The sequence below is a fragment of the Nocardia sp. NPDC059177 genome (assembly GCF_042755165.1).
GTDB lineage: Bacteria > Actinomycetota > Actinomycetes > Mycobacteriales > Mycobacteriaceae > Nocardia.
In genome coordinates this window covers 26842-45770 of record NZ_JBHZBX010000008.1, presented here as the reverse complement: position 1 = coordinate 45770, position 18929 = coordinate 26842, and the positions used below count along the sequence as shown (strand labels likewise).

Below are 18929 nucleotides of genomic sequence, written 5' to 3'. Positions count from 1 at the left end.
GAAACGCTGCTGCGCGCAGGGCAACGATATCGTCGGAGTGCGGCAACCGTGGAATGTTCTCGACCGAAAGGTCGCACGGCACGGCGTGTCGGTGGACGCCACACGGCAGGGCGTTTCCCATCGGGAAATGGTGTGCTTAAGCTGAGGGAGTGCCGGAGGTCGAGACCGAGAACCAGAGCCGCTCCATCGCCGCAGTCGAACGCGCCATGGATGTGCTGTTGCTGTTCGGCCGGACCGGCAGGCCGGACCTCGGGGTCACCGAGATCGCCAACGAACTCGGCCTCACCAAGGCCGCCGTGCACCGCATCCTGACCGCGCTGCGCAATCGGGAACTGATCACCGTCGACCCGGAGACCCGCCGCTACGCGCTCGGGCACGCCGCCATCGCGCTCGGCCGCGCCTACCTGGCGCGCACCGACCTGCGGGTGATGGCGGCGCCGGAACTGCGGCGGCTGGCCGCGGTCACGGGGGAGACCGCGACGCTGTCCACCCGGCGCGGCGACACCCGCATGTACGTCGACCAGGTGGTGCCCGACCAGGAACTGCGCATGGAAGTCGCACTGGGCGTGCCGTATCCGCTGCACGCGGGCAGCCCGTCCAAGGCGATCCTGGCCTTCCTGCGCGCCGAGGAGATCGACGAATACCTCGACCGGCACGAGCTCACCCCGTTCACCGACGCGACCATCACCACCCCGCGCACCCTGCGCACCGAACTGGCCGCGATCCGCAAACGCGGCTACGCGATCTCGCGCGGCGAACGTCAGATCGGCGCCGCCTCGGTGGCCGCGCCGGTGCTCGACCACGACGGCGGCGTGGTGGCCGCGATCAGCGCATGTGGTCCGCTGCCCCGATTCGAGCCGCACATGCTGGACTCTCTGCCGCTGCTGCAAATGGCCGCGGGCGCGGTGTCGGCGCAACTCGGGTACAGCGGCTGAATTCACAGCCGGGCTCGGCATTGATCAGGCGGGTGGAGAAACCGGTCTGCTAGCCGGCGTTCCGGGCGTCCTGGTGCAGATCCTTCATTCAGGCTACACCGGTGCGGACGAGTTCGGCGATCTTGTCCTCGTCGAGTCCGAGCAGTCCGCCGTAGATCTCCTGATTGTGCTGTCCCAGTGCGGGTCCGGCGTGCCGGATCGAACCGGGGTGGCGCTGAGCTTGGGTGCCACGTTCTGCATGGGCAATTCGCCCAGCACCGGATGGGCCACCCGGACGATGGCCTCGCGGGCCGCGAAATGCGGGTCGGCGAACATGTCGCGGGCGGTGTAGATCCGCCCGGCTGGGACGCCGCTCTCGTGCAGGCGCTCGAGCAGTGCCTCGGCGTCCAGGCTCGTGGTCCAGTCCGCGATCAGGTCGTCGAGTTCGTCCATCCGCGCACCGCGGGCGATGTGGTCGGCGAACCGTTCGTCGCCAGCTCCGGCCGGCCCATGAGTTCGGTGAGCCGGGCGAAGACAGTGTCCTGATTCGCGGCGATGAGGACCATTTCGCCGCCCGCGGTCGGGTAGACATTGCTCGGCGCGACATTGGGCAGCACCGAACCGGTCCGCTCACGCTGATACCCGGTCACCGCCCATTCCGGCAGCATCGACTCCATCATCGCCAGCACCGCCTCGTAGATGGCCGCGTCGACGAGCTGGCCCTGACCGGTGCGGTCGCGGTGGTGCAGCGCGGCGAGTGTGCCGACCGTGGCGAACACCGCCGCCAGCGAATCGCCGATCGAAATACCTGTGCGTGACGGCGGCTTGTCCGGATCGCCGGTGGTGTAGCGGATGCCGCCCATCGCCTCGCCGATGGACCCGTATCCGGCCCGCGGGGCGTACGGGCCGGTCTGCCCGTAGCCGGTGACCCGCACCATGATCAGGCCCGGATTGGTCTCGCGCAGCTGGTCGTAGCCCAGACCCCAGCGTTCCATGGTGCCGGGACGGAAGTTCTCGATCACGATGTCGGCGCCGGCGATGAGATCGCGGGCCAGGCGCTGGCCCTCCGGATCGCGCAGATTGCAGGTGACCGACTTCTTGTTGCGCGCCACCACCGGCCACCACAGCGACGTACCATCGGACTGCTCGCGGCCCCACTGCCGCAGCGGATCTCCCGAACCGGGAGCCTCCAGCTTGATCACCTCGGCGCCGAAGTCGCCGAGCAGCTGCCCGCAGAACGGTCCGGCCAGCAATTGCCCCATCTCGATGACCCGCAGGCCGTCGAGCGGGCCGGTCGAAGTGGTCGGTTCGGCAGCCATGGTGCGAATCTCCTTCGTCGAGTGGATACACTGTATCCACCAGCGAAACGCGCTGGCAAGATGTGGCATTCGGGAGGGCCGGTGGACGTCACCGTGCTGGAGGTCGCCCCGCGCGACGGACTGCAGAACGAACCGGAGATCGTCTCCACCAACGACAAGCTCCGCCTGATCGAGCGGTCGCAACACCGGCTACGCCAACGCGGTCGCCGCCGTCGACGCGGGCACCCACGTCCTGGACGCCAGCACCGGCGGCATCGGCGGCTGCCCCTTCGCCCCGAACGCGACCGGCAATATCGCCACCGAGGACCTGCTCTACCTCCTGCACCGCATGGACATCCACACCCCGTGGGCGTCACGTCGCTGCGACAATTGCGCGCCGGGCATCTGCGGTGAGCCGTCCATCGCGGAGCTCCGGTCAGGGTGATCCGCGGCCGCGTGCCTGCTTCAGCGAGCCCGCCAGTAGTGCTGAACCAGCTCGGGGAACTCTTGGCGCATCCGCCGCGACGACACGCCCTTGAGACTGTTCACCAGTTTCGATAGGGCGACCTTCGGCGGGAAGTTCACGAGCAGGTGGACATGGTTGGCTTCGCCGTTGAACTCGACCAGCTCGACCTCGAAGTCCTCGCACACCGACCGTTCGGATGCGCGCGGGTGGTGTACAACGACGCGATCGCCGGTGGTGTTGCAGCCGGCCATGGCCGACGCGAACACCGCCTACCGCAACTACTTCGCCTCGATCACCGGGAAACGGAAAGGCCCGAAACTCCGGGCACCCCGGTTTCGGTCGCGGCGCGACAACCGGCAGGCGATCCGGTTCACCCGCAACGCGCGGTTCGAGATCACCGATGGCGGGAAGTTGCGGTTGCCGAAGATCGGCGAGGTGAAGGTTCGTTGGTCGCGACCGTTGCCGTGCGAGCCGAGCAGTGTCACGGTCATCAAGGATGCGGCCGGGCGATACTTCGGGTACCGCAAGGACAAGGGCAGCAGCAACCGAGCCAAGGCCCGTATCCGTGTCGCCAAGACCCACGCGAAGGTGCGCGACGCCCGCAAGGACTGGGCGCACAAACATTCCACGACGATCATCCGCGAGAACCAAGCGGTCTACGTCGAGGACCTGTGCGTCAAGGGTTTGGCACGGACCAGGTTGGCGAAGTCGGTCCACAATGTTGGCTGGGGCATGTTCACCCGGATGCTGGAGGAGAAGGCCGCCCGGTACGGTCGCGACGGTCGGCCGGTTCTTCCCGTCGTCGCAAACTTGTTCGGACTGCGGGCGAGTGGACGGGCCGAAACCGTTGTCGGTCCGGTCCTGGACCTGCGGATGCGGGGCGGTTCACGACCGGGACTTGAACGCTGCGAAGAACATCCTCGCTGCCGGACGGGCGGGGAGGCTAAACGCCTGCGGAGAGACGGTAAGCCTTTCCGTACCGCGATTTCGTCCCCGAGGTGCTCGAACGCATGGCGGGCCGGCCGTTCGAAGGCTTCGCGATGTCGGCCCGGGTGACCGAGGTGTTCCTGCGCGGGATGCCGATCTACGCGCACGGCCGGGTACTCGGTGACCCGCGCGGCCGCTATCTGCGGCGCGATCCGGCCTGACCGCGCGCACGGCGAAGGCCCGGCGCGGTGCCGGGCCTTCGCCGGGGAATCAGGGCAGCGGAACCCAGGTGCCGAAGAACCAGAAGCCGTGCTGCTGCGGCCCACCCTGGTCGTGACGATCGGGCTGCGGCTGCTGCTGCGGGCGGTGCTCCTGCTGGGCCTGCGGGCGCGGCTGGTCGTGGCCGCCCGGATCGGCACTCGCGACGCCCGCCGCCACACCGACGGCACCGGCGGCGAGGGTGCCGACGACCGCGGTCTTGGTCAGTGTCGACTTGATGCTCATGCAGATTCCTCCTGTCGTTCGACCCGCTCGCGTGGGTCTGCGGCCAGCGGTGCGCTGAACCGATACGAGTGACTCTGGTCGCCGAAGCTGGGCGGGCGGTGGGGTGCGGTTGTGAGTCCGCTGTGTATCGCGAAGCATTGCCATACTTTTAGGTACGGGCATAGGTACGTCGCAGTATGGTCTGCTGTGACGCCGATCCTCAGGAGGCCTGACCTTGGCTGATTCCGTCGAAGAACACTTCCAGCGCATCCCCTACCGCCCCGCGACCGACGGCAAGGTGGAAATCCACTCGGGCTTGAGCAGGCACTACCCGACCCTGCACGGCAATCTCGTCACCCCCGCCGCGTACCCCCGCGACCTCGCCGTACTGATGGCGCATCCCGCCTCGAACTTCCTGTCGCACTTCCTCGTTCGCGCCTTCGCCGACGCGGGAATCCCGATCATGGCGATGAACACCAGGTACGCGGCCAACGAGGCCGCCCTGCTGATGGAACGCGCCGCCGAGGACCTCGGCGCCGGCGTGCGATGGCTGCGCGAGCATCACGGTTTCGCCCGGGTGGTGCTGCTGGGCTTCAGCGGCGGTGGACCGCTGATGTCGTTCTACCAATCCCAGGCGGAACGCCCGACGATCACCACGACACCCACCGGCGACACCGTGGCACTCGACCAGCTCGTGCCCGCGGACGGACTGATGCTCGTCGGCGCGCACCCCGGCCGGGCACGGGTCCTGCGCCACTGGATCGACCCGGCCGTCGTCGACGAGAACGACCCGTACCGCACCGATCCCGCACTGGACCTGTACGCGCCCGAACGCACCGTGCCGCTGCCGGCCGACTGGGTGGCCGAGTATCGCGCCGCACAGCTGGCCCGGATGCGGCGCATCGATGATTTCGCGCAGGAGCAGCTGACTCGCGGCGCCGGGAATCCGGGCGCCGACCGGGCGTTCGTCGTCCATCGCACCGTCGCAGACCCGCGCTTCGTCGACATCACGATCGATCCCAGCGACCGCGTCCCCGGCAGCCTCTACGGCGACCCGCGCACCGCGAACTGGGCCGCGGGCGGACTGGCCCGTTTCGTCACCGCCCGCAGCTGGCTGAGCACCTGGAGCGACGACCACTCCCAGGCCGCCGCGGCCACCGACCTGGCCGCGGTCACCGCGCCTACACTCGTGCTCGCGTTGCGCGGTGACCAGGCGGCGTTCGTCAGCGAATCGCGCGAGATGCACACGGCCAGCGCCGATCCGCGCGCGGAACTGATCGAACTGCCCGACCTCACCCACTATCTGGTGGATCAGCCCGGCGGCACCGCGCAGATCGTCGACCAGGTGCGGTCGTGGCTGGTCCGGCGGGAACTGGCCGCCGAACGGAGCGTGGCAGGCCGATGACCGAAATCCCGCCGTCCACAGTGGAATTCGAGTACCTGACCGGATTCGGGAACCAGCACCACACCGAGGCGATCCCCGGTGCCCTCCCACGCGACCAGAACTCCCCGCAGCGCGCGCCCTACGGGCTCTACGCCGAGCAGCTCTCGGCGACCGCGTTCACCGAACCCCGCGCGGTCAACCGGCGCAGCTGGGTGTACCGCATCCGCCCGAGCGCCCAGCACCGCGCGTTCACCCGGATCGCCAACCGCAGCTTCCGCAGTGCCCCGATCCTCGACGGCGTGGCCGACCCCAACCGGCTGCGCTGGGACCCGCTGCCGGACAGCTGGCCGCGCGGGGACTTCCTCGACAGCGTCTACACCATCGCCGCCAACGGCTCGGCCCTGCAGCGCCAGGGCATCGCGGTGCACCTCTACAGCGCCACCGAGTCCATGCGGCACCGCTATTTCGCCGACGCCGACGGCGAACTGCTGATCCTGCCGCAACACGGAAAACTGGTCCTGCACACCGAATTCGGCAAACTGGCGGTCCGCCCCGGCGAGTTCGCGGTGATCGGGCGCGCGGTGCGCTTCCGCGTCGAACTGCTGGACCCACGCTGCGTGGGCTACCTGTGCGAGAACTACGGCAGCCCGTTCGACCTGCCCGAACTCGGTCCGATCGGCGCGAACGGGCTGGCACACGCGCGCCACTTCCGCTACCCGGTCGCCGCCTACGAGGACCTCGACGAACGGGTCGAAGTAGTCCAGAAGTTCGGCGGGAACCTGTGGTCGGCCGAACTGGACCATTCGCCGCTGGATGTGGTGGCCTGGCACGGCTCGCACAGCGCCTACGTCTACGACCTGGCCCGGTTCAACGCGATGGGCACGACCGGCTACGACCACCCCGATCCGTCGATCTACACGGTGCTCACCTCGCATTCGGACACCCCGGGGCAGGCCAATGCCGACTTCGTCGCCTTCCCGGCGCGCTGGAACGTCGCCGAACATTCCTTCCGCCCACCGCATTTCCACCGCAATGTGATGACCGAGTGCATGGGCCTGATCGAGGGCGCCCACGATTCCAAAGCCGAGGGATTCGTCCCCGGCGGCGTGAGCCTGCACAACATGTGGGCCGCGCACGGCCCCGACCGGGAAACCTTCGACACCGCCAGCGCCGCCGAACTGACCCCGCAGAAGATCGAGAACTCCCTGGCGTTCATGTTCGAGACCCGGTGGCCACTGGTCGTCACCGAGTTCGCGCACTCGGCCCGGCACCGCCAAGCCGACTACGACGCCTCCTGGGCCGGACTACAACACCGGTTCCGCCCGCCGCAGTGAGCGGCCCACCTTCCTTCCCTCTGTTCGCCCGTTTTCGATGACCCGGAGTGCACGATGACCGCTGTAGAGACACCCCCACCGGCCTACGACCTGCCCGAACCGACCCTGCGGATCGACGGTCGGCACGCGAGCGCGCAGGAAGGCCAGACCTACGAGTCGCACAACCCGGCCACCGAGGAACTGGTCACCACCGTCGCCGCCGCCCAGCCCGCCGATGTCGACGCCGCGGTCACCGCGGCCCGCCACCAGTTCGAACAGGGCGAATGGTCCCAGCTCAGCGGCAGCGACCGCGGCAAGATCCTGACCAGGGCCGCGCAGCTGATCGAGCAGGACGCGCACACTCTCGCCGCGCTCGAAGCGGTGGAAATGGGCAAGCTGTACCACGATTCGGTCAACGGCGACATCCCCGCCGCGGCCGAGGTGTTCCGGCACTTCGCCGGCTGGGCCGACAAGCTCACCGGCAGCACCGCCCTGCTGCCGGACATGGGGCCCCAGCGCCGCTTCGGATACACCATCCGCCAGCCGCTCGGGGTGATCGGGGCGATCACCCCGTGGAACAATCCGGCCCTCATCGCGGCCTGGAAACTGGCGCCCGCCCTGGCGGCGGGCTGCACCGCGGTCGTCAAACCCGCCGAGGACGCGTCGCTGTCGACCTTGCGACTCGCCGAATTGCTCACGCAGGCAGGCATTCCCGACGGCGTGGTCAATGTGGTGCCCGGCCTGGGCGCGGTCGCGGGAGCCGCGCTGGCCGCGCACCCCGGCATCGACAAGATCTCCTTCACCGGCAGCCCGCGGGTGGGCAAGCAGATCCAGAGCCTGGCCGGGGACACCTTCCGCAAAGTCACCCTGGAACTGGGTGGCAAGTCCGCGCAGCTGATCTTCGAAGACGCCGACCTCGAGGCCGCGATGCCGTGGATCGCGATGGGCAACTTCTACCACCAGGGCCAGGTCTGCGCGGCGGGCACGCGAGTCCTCGTGCACGAATCGCGCGTCGACGAGGTCGTCGCCGGACTCGTCGCCGCGGCGGAGAGCGCGCAGATCGGCGACCCGTTCCTGTCGACGAGCACGATGGGATCCATCGTCAACCGGCGCCAGCTCGACCAGATCATGCACTACATCGACCTCGGTATCAGCGAAGGCGCCGAGCTCGTCACCGGCGGCAGCAGGCTGACCAGGTCCGGCTATTTCGTCGAGCCGACCGTCTTCCGCGGCACCAACGACCTGACCATCGCTCGCGAGGAGATCTTCGGCCCGGTCGCCACCGTGATCAGCTTCGCGACCACCGAGGAAGCGGTCCGGCTGGCCAATCAGACCCGCTTCGGGCTCAATGCGATGGTCTACACCGGCGACCTGGCGCGCGCGGTGACGGTCACCGAGCAGCTGCGCGTCGGCACGGTCTGGATCAACGGCTGGGGTGTCCCGGATCCCGCGCTGCCCTGGGGTGGCCGCGGCGGCAGCGGCATCGGCCGGGAGCTGGGTCGCGCCGGGATCGAAGCCGACACCGAGGAGAAGACGGTCCACGTCGGCCTCTGACACTCCGGGTGACCGCGCGAAAAGGGGAGATCATGCACGGGTTGCGCGCACTGTTCACGATCGCCGTCTGCGCGGTCACCGCGGGCTGCGGCGTCACCGTGGCCGACCTGCCGCTACCGGCGCCGGGCTCCGACACCGCGACGTACACGATTCACGCGGAGTTCGAGAATGCGCTGAATCTGCCGGACCAGGCCAAGGTGAAGATCGGCGGCGCCGAGATCGGTGTGGTCGCCGGGATCCGGGTGCGCGAATTCCAGGCCGTGGTCGACCTGGAGATCCGCGCGGATATCGTGCTGCCACCGGGCAGTACGGCCGAACTGCGGCAGGCCACCCCGCTCGGCGACGTGTTCGTCGCGGTGTCACGGCCCGCCGGCGGGACCGGTCGCCTGGCCGACGGCGACACCCTGCCCAGGGAGCGCACCTCCGCCGGCGCCACGGTGGAGGAGGTACTGCTCTCGCTGTCGATGCTGTTCCACGGCGGCGGGGTCAGCGGTCTGGGCACTCTGGGCGCCGAACTGGCCGCGATCGTGGACGGCCGGGGTGGGGATCTGGCCCATCTGATCACCGAGATGTCCGGTGTCGTCCGGGAATTGAATGCCAACAGCGCCCGGGTCGACGCGGTGCTCGCCGAGTTCGGCAGTCTGACAGCCACTCTCGACGGCCGCCGCGGCGAGCTGGCGCTGGTGGCCGACTCCCTGCCGGGCGCACTCGGCGCCGTCGCGGCGAACAACCGGGCGATCACCGATCTGCTGGCCCGGATCAGCACCACGACGACGGCCCTGGGTGACTACTCTGCGAGCACCGGAGACCAGCTCGCGGCCTTGCTCGCCGATCTGCACGAGCTGATGGGAGCGCTGGCCGCGACCGGTGACGATTTCGGCTACACCCTCGACCAGCTCCGGACGATCCGGCCGTTCCTCGATGTCAGCGGGCAGGGTAAGAGCCTGGGTGCCTACATGACGCTGACCAGCCTCGAGCTCGGGGTCCTCACCGATCCGGCGTCGAGCAGACTGCACGGCCCGGACGAGGTGACCGACTTCGTCGGCTCGTTCCTGCAGGTCCTGCAGATCGTGCAGGGCCGGATCCAGGGCCCGCGGTAGACCGCCCGACCCGGCGAGCGGTCAGCGGGTGAGGCGGTCGTCGGGCTGGACGTGATCGATGGTGAAGTCGTGCAACAGAATTCCGGGTGTGCCGTGCCAGGTCGGCGCGATCGCCGCGCGCACACCCACGGCCACCAGATGATCGATGATGTGCGGTTGCGTGCCGGTGTCGAAGCGGAAGGTCGTGTGCCCGGCACCGGAGGCGGCGGTCACGGTGGTCAGCCGGTAGCGCAGTGCGCCCGGGTTGTCCTGTGGTGCCCAGCTCGAGTTGTAGGCGACCTGCGGTCCGAGGGTACGGCTGACGTGGATGTCGTTGTCGCGGTAGGTGGTCGAAATCGTGGGGGAGTCCGTGGTGTCGGCATCGGGGAAGACCGCCGCCGCGAGTGCGCGCAGGCCGGCTTCGTAATCGGCCTCCGGAACGGTCCGTTCGGCCGGATCGCGGAACTCGGTGAGCACGACGTGGTCGATATCGCGCCAGGCGCCGGCGAAGGCCCGGCAGACCCGGACCACCAGGGCCGTGGGCAGGCCACCGGTCGCGTGGAACGTCGACCGGCCCGCCGCGCAGGCCGCGCGGACCGCGTCAGGATCGAGCGGAGTCGTCGTCACGACATCGTGTCCTGCGCGCAGCAGCCGGGTCGCCGTCTCGGCGGCGGTGCCGTCGGTGACCTCCTCGGCGGTGGGCAGGTGGACGACCAGGCCGACCAGCTCCGCGGGCTCGGCCGTGGTGCGCAACTCGAATTCCGGGCGCCGGGCGAGGTAGTCGGTGAGCGATGCGTGGGCGCCGAGAACGGTCACCGGGATGGGCGTGGTCACAAGGCCTCCGAACGGTAGCGCGGTGCGAGATCCGGGATGACGACACCGGCCGGGGCCGCGCACACCGCGGCGACGACATCGAGCATGGCCTTCACCGAAATGTGGGTGACCGCCGACCAATCGCCACCGTAGGCGTCGTCGTCGGGCACATTGCGCATCTCGATACCGCCCGGCAGCCCGTCGATCCGGACGACGTGCCCGCCCGCGAGGCTGTCGGGATGGTCCGGGCCCAGGTGCGCATTGCCCGCCCCGACGTGCCAGCACTCCTCGTTGGTCATGAACAGCCGGTCGCCGAGGTAACCGCGATAGGTCATGTGGATCGCGCCGACGGTGCCGGGCCGGATGATCGTCCCGCCCGCCGCCACCTCGACCCGGGCCGGCACCGGATACACGTGCCGCTCCACCCGCACCTCCCGCGAATGCGCCCCGAACAGCTCGTGCGCGACATTGCCGAGGACATCGTCGAAGTAGAAGTGCTGGGCCAGCGCGATGGCGTGATCGGAATCCACCGCACCGAGCTCGGTGCCGAAGCCGAGACTGGACAGCCCACCCCACATCCCGTCGGGGGCCGCCGAGAGGTCGCCCACCTCGAGGAAGGCGACTTCGCGCACCTCGTCGAGCAGCCCGGCCAGGCGCAGCACCACCTGCTCGACCATGAGCCCGGGATGCAAGCCGGTGCCGTGCAACGAGACTCCGCCGCGCAGGCAGGCCTGCTGCAGACGTTCGCCGCTGCGGCGCCGGGGCACGGCGCGGTCCATCATCTGGCCGACCGCGGCCTCGAGCAGCGGCCGGATCGGTCGCGCCGGCGGTGCGTCCACCGCCCGCATGGCCCAGCGCAGCGCGGTGATCGCCTGCCGTTCCCGTGGTCCGGGCACCGCGCCGGTCACCCGCATCTTCGACAGAGTGCGCAGGATGTCGAGCGGCGGGCGCGACTCGGTGAGCCAATTGGCCATCGACGCATTGTGATACGAGGCCGCCGACACCACGTTCTTGCCGGATTCGAGCAGCTCGATCACATCGTCGTCGGCGCCCTTCAGCAGCGCCGGTGTCGTCGGTGTGTGGATCACGCAGTCGGCCTCGAGGTCGAGGATCTCCTGCTTGTCGGTGGTGGCCGTGATCCCGGCCGGGGGCAGGCTGACCAGCTCGCCGATGTCGGTCCCGTGCTTGTGCGGGCTGAACACCTTGACCCCGACGACGTCGAAATCGGGGGAGGTGAGCGTGGCATGCAGCGCCCGCCCACCCATATCGCCCGGCCCCCAGATGATCACCCTGTGACGTCGACCCACGCGCCACTCCTCTCGTCCCGGGAAATGTAGCGCGACTGTCTGAAGTGAGACAAGAGTGTCTTGGATTGGATGTGAGACGATTTCGCTCGTGCCACGACCCGTCGACATCGACTCCGCGGAGCCACCCGTCGCCCGCCGCGCCGATACGCGGCGCAATGCGCGCCGGCTGCTCGCGGCCGCCACCGCCGTGCTCGCGCAGAACCCGGCGGCGACCATGACCGATATCGCCGACGCCGCCGAACTGACCCGCGCCACCGTCTACCGCTACTACCGGCACCGCGAAGACCTGATCACCGCCATCCGCGCACTGGCCGAGGCCGAGATCGCCGCCCTGGTCGCCGAACTGCCCGCGCGCGGACCCGCCCTGCCCGCGCTGGTCGCCCTGCTCGAGTCGAGCGTCGAACTCGGCATGCGCTACCGCTACCTGGTGCTGAACCCGGGCGGGCTGGATCCCACCGAGACGGTGGTCCAGGCGCGGGACACGGTCGCGGAGTTCATCGCCAGAGGTCAGCGCGCGGGCGAGCTGGACGTGAGCTTGGACCCGAAGCTCGTCGCGCAGATGTTCCTCGGCATGGTGATGTCGGCGGTCACGCCGATCACCCTCGGCGAGATCACCCGCGAACAGGCGGTCCCGCAGGTGTCGCGGGCACTGGTCAAGCTGCTGAGCTGAGCGCCTGACTAGTGCAGGCCGACCGCGCCCTCGGCCGGCAGGCTGTCCTTGTCGGCGCGCACCAGCAGCACCACGATCGGGCTGATGAGCGCGAGCAGCACCGCCGCCCAGGTGAAGACGTCGATGTAGCCGGACACCTCTGTCGCGAACGGATGCGCGCCCGGATGCGACCCGGCGTAACCGGACTTCGCCGCCACATAGATCGTGGTGAACAGCGCGGTGCCCAGGGCGCCGCCGACCTGCATGGTGGCGTTGACCAGGGCGCTGGCCGCGCCCGCGTCCTGATCGCGCACCCCGACCAGCGCCATGTTCTGCATCGGCGCGATCAGCAGCCCCAGCCCCAGCCCCAGCACGATCAGTGCGGGCAGCACCCGGGTGGCATAGGAACTGTCGACCTCGATGCGGGTGAGCAACAGCAGTCCCACCGCGGCGACCAGCGGACCGACCGCCATCGGCAGCTTCGGACCGACCCGCACGCTGAGCTGGGTCGCGATACCCGCGGCGAGCGTGATCGCCACCGTCAGCGGCAGCGCGGCGGCACCCGAGACGAACGGGCTCATGCCCAGCACGATCTGCAGGTAGAACGTCAGATACAGGGTGCCGCCGATCAGCACCGCACCCATCGCCACCGACCCGAGCAGCGCCGGTGCCCGGTTGGTGTTCCACGGAATGTAGAGCGGCAGCAGCGGGTTGGTGGCGCGCCGCTCCACGAACACGAAGGCCGCCAGCGCGGCGAGACCGCCCGCGATGAACCCGAGGGCCTGCGCCGAGGCCCACCCGAACTTCTCGGCCTCGGTGCAGCCGTACACCAGCGCACCCAGACCCAGCGCGACCAGCACCGTTCCCGGCAGGTCGTAGGCGGTGTCACCGTGCGCGCGGGTCTCCGCGACGATCGGCGCGGCGGCCGCGAAGGCGAACGCGGCGATCGGCACGTTCACCAGCAGGCACCAGCGCCAATCCAGGTACTCGGTGAGCAACCCACCCAGCAGCAGCCCCACCGCGGCGCCACCACCGGAGATCGCCCCGTAGACCGCGAACGCGGTGGCCCGCTCCTTCTTCGCGACGAAGGTCGTGGTCAGGATCGCCAGCGCGGCCGGGGCGAGCAGCGCGGCGAACACGCCCTGACCGGCACGCGCGGCGAACAATTGCGAACCGTTCTGCGCGATGCCACCGAGCGCGGAGGCGACGGCGAAACCCGCCGCACCCACCAGGAACGAGCGCTTACGACCCCAGAAATCGGCGATCCGGCCACCGAGCAGCAGCAGCGCGCCGAAGGCGAGCGCGTAGGCGGTCACCGCCCAGTGCCTGTCGGCATCACCGATCCCGAGGCCCTGCTGGGCCTGTGGCAATGCGATGGAGACGATCGTGCTGTCGAGTACGACCATCAACTGCGCGAGGGCGACGATGCACAGCACCAGCCATCGGCGATCGTGATTGGGATTGTCGTGCTGCCGGTCGTCGGCGGACACGGGAGAACGGACATCGGTGGTCATCGAGGAGTTCCTGGCATTCAGGGCACGGACGATCGTCACGGCCGAAGGTCGTCACCGTACGACGCCGCCCCATCCGTTCGTAAGCTCGGCGACCCGATTCGTCGGCATCCTCACATCAGCGCCACCGTGGCTTGCTTCCGCGGGCGCGGTGTGAACACACGCACGCGGCGAAGCCCGCATGCCGAGGATGAGGACTCGGCATGCGGGCTTCGGGGTGAACCGGATTCCTCAGAGACCCAGGTTGATGGCGATGCTGAAGAAGTCGCCGCCGAATGCGTAGATGTTGTTGAACAGCTGAGTGAGTCCGGAAAGCATGATGGTGATCCTGTCGTTCGGTTTCCAGTGGAGATGCGCCTCGATCGGCGCAACACCACAGTGGCAGCCCAGGGCCATCCGGTGTCCGTTCGATAACCATGTTTCCGCAGGTAGATCGTGAAAAATCGACCTTCCGTTCCGGACGGATCAGGGCGCGCAGGCCCCGGCGAACTCGGCATTCCAGTGCGGAAGTTCGGCGTCGACCTCGGTGCCGCGGCTCGCGGTGCAGACCCGATTCGTCGCGGCGGTGGCGTCGGTGTTCCACCAGCGCAGCACGGCGTCCTCACCGCCGGCGCCGAGCATGCCCTGTGGGCTGAAGGCCACCCGCCAGCGGACGATGCCGGGCGGGGCGAGCGAACCACCGACAGCCCGGGGCGCCTCGGGGTCCTCGATGGACCAGAGCCGGACGGTCTGATCGTCGGCGCCGGTGGCCAGCAGCGGAGAAGTCGGGTCGAAGCTGACCGAGCGGATGGTGCTGGTGTGTCCGCCGAGCTCGGCCACGGTGTCGAGACGGTCCCCGGCGATGCGCAGGAGCCGCACGATCTGGTCGTCGCCCGCGGTTGCTAGAAGGGTGCCGTCGGCGCTGATCGACAGCGCGTTCACCGAGCCGCCGTACTCGGCGACCACCGTCGAGGTCCGGGCGGTGTCGTCGAGGTGCCACCGGTGCACGCGGCGGTCGGCCGACGCCGCGTACACAGTCGACCCGTCGGGGGTGAACAGTGCCGCGTTCACCCAGCCGCCCGGACCGGTCAACGGTTCGGGCCGGGCCACCGGACGATCGCGATCGGTGAGGTCCCACACCTGCAGGCTGACATCGTCGTAGGCGGTGACCAGCAGGCGTGAATCCGGCGCGAAGGCCAGCTCGTGGGCGTAGCGGGCGCGGGGAATCGCCAGGGTGGTCAGCGCGCGGGGCGCGGCGGGCTCGCTGGTGTCGAACAGGGCGACGTCACCGGTGTCGAGGAAGGTCACCGCGAGGGTCCGGCCGTCCGGCGCGAGGGCGACGTTCTCGACGCGCGCGCCGTCGGCGAGCGGCAGCACCGTCGACAGCGGCCGCGGCGTCGCCCCGCTGGTGTCCCACAGCAGCACCTGCCCGTCCCACGACCCGGTGGCCATCAGCCGTCCCATTGCGTCGTAGCTCGGGGCCTGGACCAGCCGGGTGTGCCCGGTGACCACGGCGGATGACAGCGTCCAGACCTGTAGGTTTCCTGCCTGGCCGCCGGTGAGGACGGTCGCGTCGTCGAGGAAGGTCACCGTCGCGAGCGCGCCGCGACTGCCGTTCATCGGCTGCCCCACCCGGACCGGGTCGCGCGGATCGGTGACGCTCCACAGTTCGGCTGTGCCGTCGCGGGCCGCGGTGGCCAGGGTGCGGCCGTCGGGGGAGAAGGCCAGCGACCACACCGCGGCGGCGTGCGCCGGGATCGCCGGGCTGGCCGCGACGATGTGGTCGCGATCACGCAGTGACCACAGCTGGAAGGTCTGGTCGTCGCTGCCGGTGGCCAGCGTCGACCCGTCCGGACTGAAGGCGACAGCGTGCACGGTCAGCGCCTGCCCGGTCAGTGGCGCGCCGAGCCCCCGCGCACGGCCGGGATCGGTGACATCCCAGACCCGGGCGGTGCGGTCGTCGCTCCCGCTGACCAGGGTCGTTCCGTCCGGCGCGAAGGCGACGGTGCGGACGGGCGCGGTATGGCCGGTGAGGGTCCGGGTCACGCCGGTGACCAGGTCGTGCAGGCGGACGGTCCGGTCGTCGCCCGCCGTCGCGAGCCACCGGCCGTCCGGACGGACCGCCACCGCGTAGACCGTGCCCCGATGACCGAGGTCGATATCGGGCAGGGCCAGCGGATGCTCGGCGTCGGTGACATCCCAGCGGTGCACCAGGCCCGCGGCGCCGGCGGCGTAGACCGTCCGGCCGTCGGGGGAGAAGGCCACCGACGCGACCCAGGCACCGGTGCTCAGCGGTGCGCCGACAGCCACGAGGCCCTGCTCGGCACTGCGGCGCCACAACCGGACGGTGTTGTCGTAGCCCGCCGAGGCGATCACCCCGGTACTCGAGCGCGCCGATCCGTAGATGGCGCCCTGATGCGCGGGCACCGTCGCGGCCAGCGGGGACGACTGGGAGGCGAGCAGCAGACCCCGCGCCCGCGGATCGCCCGGCCGCTCCACCTGCGACACGACCGCGAGCTGGGCCGATTCGGTGGCGTCGGTGGCCTGGTCGCGTTCGGCGGCCGCGAGCAACGCGGCGTACTGCGCGTCGGCGCGTTCACGTTCGGCCCGCTGACTCTGGCGCATCGACACCACCGCCAGCACCGAGGTCACCAGCGCTCCGATGACCAGCACCAGCGCCAGCACGCGTTTGGCCGTGCGTTGCCTGCGCCGCACGGCCGTGGCGGCGTCGAGGAATTCGTGGCCCTGCGCCGAGAGGGCGTGCGGGGTGCGGGCCCGCAACTCGCGCGCCGTCGTCAGCCTGCTGCCCTGGTAGAGCAGTGCCCGATCCCGGCCGGCGTCCGCCCATTCCTCGACATCGGTGTGCAGACGATGCCGGACGATCGCGTCCTCACGGTCCTCGTCGATCCATTCGGCCAGTCGCGGCCAGGCCCCGATCACCGCGTCGTGCGCGAGGGCGGTGCCGTAGGCATCGTGGGTGATGATCCTGGCCTCGGCGAGGGCGGTGAGCACGCGGGCCGCCGCGGCCGGATCGGCGCAGCGCCGGACGAGGGCTTCGCGATCGACGTGCCGTCCCACCGCCGTCCCGTCCGGCACCGGTGTGACCAGGTGCAACAGCAGGGTGCGCGCGGTCTCGCGCTCCTGCGGATCGAACGACTCCCACCGCTGTTCGGCACTGGCGGCGATGGCCCCGCGCACCCCACCCGCCTGCTCGTAGGCACGCACCGACAGCATGTTGCCGTCGCGGAATTGCCAGGTACTGCGCAGCGCGTGGGCCAGCAGGGGGAAGGTGCCCGCGCGGATCGCGGTGTCGCCGCCGCGGACGCCGAGATCGGCCAGCATCAGCTCGACGAGTCCGTCGCCGACCCCGAGCCCTTCCTTCTTCGCCGGTTCCACGATGGCCGCCGTCAGGGCCGCCGCGGTTGGCGGACCGAGGACCATCTGGTGGGTTTCCAGCAGGGTCGCCAGTTCTGGATGACGCGAGGCATGGGTGTAGAAGTCCGCGCGCAGCGCCATGACCACGCCCGCGCAGCGACCCGGCTGGACCGGACCGGGGCCGGTCAGTCCGCGCAGTACCGCCAGGTGGTCGTCGGCGGCCTGGTCGTCGAAGGGCGGCAGGAACAGTTCCTCACACTGGTCGACGGCCAGCACGTACGGCTTCTCGGCGGCGCGCTCGTGCGCCCACGACGCGAGCTCGCCGGCCGGCACCGAGGCCGGGGTCACCAGCAGGACATCGAATTCGTCCCGGATCCGGGCGGCGAAACCGGCCTGCAGCAGCGACGACTTCCCGACACCGGAGTCGCCGACGAGGATCAGCGGCTCGCCGGTGCCGAGATTCTTGGTGAACCACGCCCGCATCGCCTCGACCTGACTGTCCCGGCCCGCGAAGTAGTCCGCGTCGCTGATGGTCAGCGCGGCCAGTCCCGGATAGGGGCACGTCGTCGAGATCGCCGGGCGTTTGCCGGTGGGTTCCTGCTGCGCCCGCGACCACAGTGCGCGCCACGCGGTCATCGAATACAGGCCGGGCAGCTCGGGCTCGGGACGGCGCCCACGGGCGGCGGGGACGAGCACACTCAGCACCGCGGAGAGGCCGTCGAACTTCGCCGGCACGCTCTTGCCGAGCCGCCAGTCCGAGATCCGCTGCGCGCTGACCTCCCGGCCGCGCGGATTACGCGCGCGGATCTCCCGGGTCGCGCGGGCACTGACCGCTTTCAAGGGCGGGGCGCCGGCCGTGGTGTAGAGCAGGTCGAGCCGATGCGCCAGGTCGGCGCGGATGGTGCTCACCGCTGCTCACTCCCGATCGAAACGCCGTGACATCGGTTCGATGCTACGGATTTGCCGGTGCGGACGGTATGGCGTGACCGTCACAGTGACGATGGTCTCGCCAGCTCCTCGACCCGCCGTGCAGTGGCGCGGAGTTCATCGATGAAGTGCCTGCGCTCGCGGAGGGTGACCGCGGTGCGCAGCGGGCCGATCTGGATCTCGAACAGCGCGCGCCCGTCCGGCGCGAGAACGGGTGCGCTCAGGTAACCGAGCGAGACGGTGCCCGGCGAGCTCAGCGCGGCCTCGGTGTGCGCGCTGCCGGTGACGTCGCCGAGCAGACTCAGCACCCGGCCACGCAGCTCATCCCCGGCGGGGCGCTCGGCGAGGTGCTCGACCACTTCGGCGAGCACCCCCAGCGCGGTGAGCGCGCCGGGCCGCAGGCTCCACGCGCAGTATCCGGTGGCCCGGATCGTGGCCAGCACGTCACGGAATTCGGCCCGGCGTCCGGGATCGCCGCGATCGAGCCAACGCTGCTGGTCGGACGCGGCGGCGTGGGCGATGAGCGTCGCGCCGGCCGGTGGGAGCAGCGGGATGTGGGTGCCGTTCTCGATCCCCGCGGGAATGAGACCAGGCCCGCCGACCACGGCGACGAACCTCAGCTCCTCGCCGTGCAGTGCGGTGAGGGCGACACCGCAGCCGACGCGCTGGGCCAGTCGCTGCAATTCCGCATCGACTGCCACCTCGTCGGCGAGCGGCACCGGGACGAGCAGCCCGACCCGCGCCAGGCCGGGCCCCAGCCGGTAGGCCAGATCGGGTTGCCGCCGGACCCAGCCGTGCCGGTCGAGGGTCGACAGGATGGCGCCCACCGTCGACCGGCTCAGTCCCAGCGACTGGGCGATCTCGGCGGCCGGGAGCGCGGTGCCGCGGGCGGCGAGGAGTTCGACGACCGCGACCACGCGGCCGGTCGGTGGTGAATCGTCGGCGCGCAC

13 protein-coding genes and 5 pseudogenes are annotated in these 18929 nt (G+C 70.1%); 9 read left to right on the top strand and 9 right to left on the bottom strand.

Going from position 1 to position 18929, the window contains the following annotated elements; all coding sequences use genetic code 11:
• Positions 1 to 149 precede the first annotated feature (149 nt).
• Complete coding sequence (locus ACFXK0_RS12435) at positions 150 to 935, top strand: IclR family transcriptional regulator (protein WP_379410212.1); 786 nt, start codon at positions 150 to 152, stop codon at positions 933 to 935.
• A gap of 88 nt (positions 936 to 1023) precedes the next feature.
• Here the strand turns inward: ACFXK0_RS12435 and ACFXK0_RS12430 are convergent.
• Positions 1024 to 2233, bottom strand: a pseudogene (locus ACFXK0_RS12430) (CaiB/BaiF CoA transferase family protein).
• Between the two features lie 178 nt (positions 2234 to 2411).
• On the opposite strand from ACFXK0_RS12430, the pseudogene ACFXK0_RS12425 reads away from it, so the two are divergent.
• Positions 2412 to 2562, top strand: a pseudogene (locus ACFXK0_RS12425) (hydroxymethylglutaryl-CoA lyase); the annotation flags it as partial.
• Between the two features lie 127 nt (positions 2563 to 2689).
• Here the strand turns inward: ACFXK0_RS12425 and tnpA are convergent.
• A pseudogene (tnpA, locus tag ACFXK0_RS12420) lies at positions 2690 to 2863 on the bottom strand (IS200/IS605 family transposase); the annotation flags it as partial.
• Between the two features lie 64 nt (positions 2864 to 2927).
• Here tnpA and ACFXK0_RS12415 point away from each other — a divergent pair.
• Together ACFXK0_RS12415 and ACFXK0_RS12410 are read left to right on the top strand one after the other, a co-directional pair.
• A pseudogene (locus tag ACFXK0_RS12415) lies at positions 2928 to 3311 on the top strand (RNA-guided endonuclease TnpB family protein); the annotation flags it as partial.
• Positions 3312 to 3396: 85 nt separating this feature from the next.
• Positions 3397 to 3543, top strand: a pseudogene (locus ACFXK0_RS12410) (hypothetical protein); the annotation flags it as partial.
• A gap of 332 nt (positions 3544 to 3875) precedes the next feature.
• On the opposite strand, the gene ACFXK0_RS12405 reads toward ACFXK0_RS12410, so the two are convergent.
• Positions 3876 to 4109 carry a hypothetical protein gene (locus ACFXK0_RS12405; protein WP_379410211.1) on the bottom strand — a complete coding sequence of 78 codons (234 nt, stop codon included), beginning with the start codon at positions 4107 to 4109 and terminating at the stop codon, positions 3876 to 3878.
• Positions 4110 to 4323: 214 nt separating this feature from the next.
• Here ACFXK0_RS12405 and ACFXK0_RS12400 point away from each other — a divergent pair, with 214 nt between their 5' ends.
• The 4 genes from ACFXK0_RS12400 to ACFXK0_RS12385 are packed head-to-tail and all read left to right on the top strand — an operon-like array spanning position 4324 to position 9439.
• Positions 4324 to 5493, top strand: coding sequence for an alpha/beta hydrolase family protein (locus ACFXK0_RS12400; protein WP_379410210.1), 1170 nt, complete (start codon positions 4324 to 4326; stop codon positions 5491 to 5493).
• Positions 5490 to 6806, top strand: a complete 1317-nt coding sequence (hmgA, locus tag ACFXK0_RS12395) for a homogentisate 1,2-dioxygenase (RefSeq protein ID WP_379410209.1) — start codon at positions 5490 to 5492, stop codon at positions 6804 to 6806. Before ACFXK0_RS12400 ends, hmgA begins: the two co-directional genes overlap by 4 nt.
• Positions 6807 to 6860: 54 nt before the next feature.
• Positions 6861 to 8339: an aldehyde dehydrogenase family protein gene (locus tag ACFXK0_RS12390; RefSeq protein ID WP_379410208.1), complete on the top strand. Its 1479-nt coding sequence runs from the start codon at positions 6861 to 6863 to the stop codon at positions 8337 to 8339.
• Positions 8340 to 8347: 8 nt separating this feature from the next.
• Positions 8348 to 9439, top strand: a complete 1092-nt coding sequence (locus ACFXK0_RS12385; RefSeq protein WP_379410207.1) for an MCE family protein — start codon at positions 8348 to 8350, stop codon at positions 9437 to 9439.
• A 21-nt stretch (positions 9440 to 9460) separates the two neighbouring features.
• On the opposite strand, the gene ACFXK0_RS12380 is transcribed toward ACFXK0_RS12385, so the two are convergent.
• A complete protein-coding gene (locus ACFXK0_RS12380) occupies positions 9461 to 10252 on the bottom strand; it encodes a hypothetical protein (protein WP_379410206.1) in 792 nt (263 codons plus the stop codon).
• Entirely contained in the window at positions 10249 to 11538 is a 1290-nt protein-coding gene (locus ACFXK0_RS12375) for a hypothetical protein (RefSeq protein WP_379410205.1), read from the bottom strand. The genes ACFXK0_RS12380 and ACFXK0_RS12375 overlap by 4 nt, the downstream gene beginning before the upstream one ends.
• A gap of 88 nt (positions 11539 to 11626) precedes the next feature.
• Here ACFXK0_RS12375 and ACFXK0_RS12370 point away from each other — a divergent pair, with 88 nt between their 5' ends.
• The gene (locus ACFXK0_RS12370; protein ID WP_379410204.1) at positions 11627 to 12208 is read left to right on the top strand and encodes a TetR/AcrR family transcriptional regulator; all 582 of its coding nucleotides are present in this window, start codon (positions 11627 to 11629) and stop codon (positions 12206 to 12208) included.
• A gap of 8 nt (positions 12209 to 12216) precedes the next feature.
• On the opposite strand, the gene ACFXK0_RS12365 is transcribed toward ACFXK0_RS12370, so the two are convergent.
• The 4 genes from ACFXK0_RS12365 to ACFXK0_RS12350 all read right to left on the bottom strand — a co-directional run bounded on the left by ACFXK0_RS12365 (position 12217) and on the right by ACFXK0_RS12350 (position 18929).
• Positions 12217 to 13701 (bottom strand): MFS transporter, encoded by a 1485-nt coding sequence (locus ACFXK0_RS12365; protein WP_379410203.1) that lies wholly within the window; start codon positions 13699 to 13701, stop codon positions 12217 to 12219.
• 228 nt (positions 13702 to 13929) lie between these two features.
• The gene (locus ACFXK0_RS12360; protein WP_379410202.1) at positions 13930 to 14094 is read right to left on the bottom strand and encodes a hypothetical protein; all 165 of its coding nucleotides are present in this window, start codon (positions 14092 to 14094) and stop codon (positions 13930 to 13932) included.
• Positions 14095 to 14163: 69 nt separating this feature from the next.
• Entirely contained in the window at positions 14164 to 17961 is a 3798-nt protein-coding gene (locus ACFXK0_RS12355) for a hypothetical protein (protein ID WP_379410201.1), read from the bottom strand.
• Positions 17962 to 18041: 80 nt separating this feature from the next.
• A complete protein-coding gene (locus tag ACFXK0_RS12350; RefSeq protein ID WP_379410200.1) occupies positions 18042 to 18929 on the bottom strand; it encodes a helix-turn-helix domain-containing protein in 888 nt (295 codons plus the stop codon).

Coding starts and splice junctions, on each gene's coding strand:
- ACFXK0_RS12405 (WP_379410211.1), bottom strand. CDS start 4,109: ATGAGCATCAAGTCGACACTGACCAAGACCGCGGTCGTCGGCACCCTC.
- hmgA (WP_379410209.1), top strand. CDS start 5,490: ATGACCGAAATCCCGCCGTCCACAGTGGAATTCGAGTACCTGACCGGA.
- ACFXK0_RS12390 (WP_379410208.1), top strand. CDS start 6,861: ATGACCGCTGTAGAGACACCCCCACCGGCCTACGACCTGCCCGAACCG.
- ACFXK0_RS12365 (WP_379410203.1), bottom strand. CDS start 13,701: ATGACCACCGATGTCCGTTCTCCCGTGTCCGCCGACGACCGGCAGCAC.
- ACFXK0_RS12360 (WP_379410202.1), bottom strand. CDS start 14,094: ATGGCCCTGGGCTGCCACTGTGGTGTTGCGCCGATCGAGGCGCATCTC.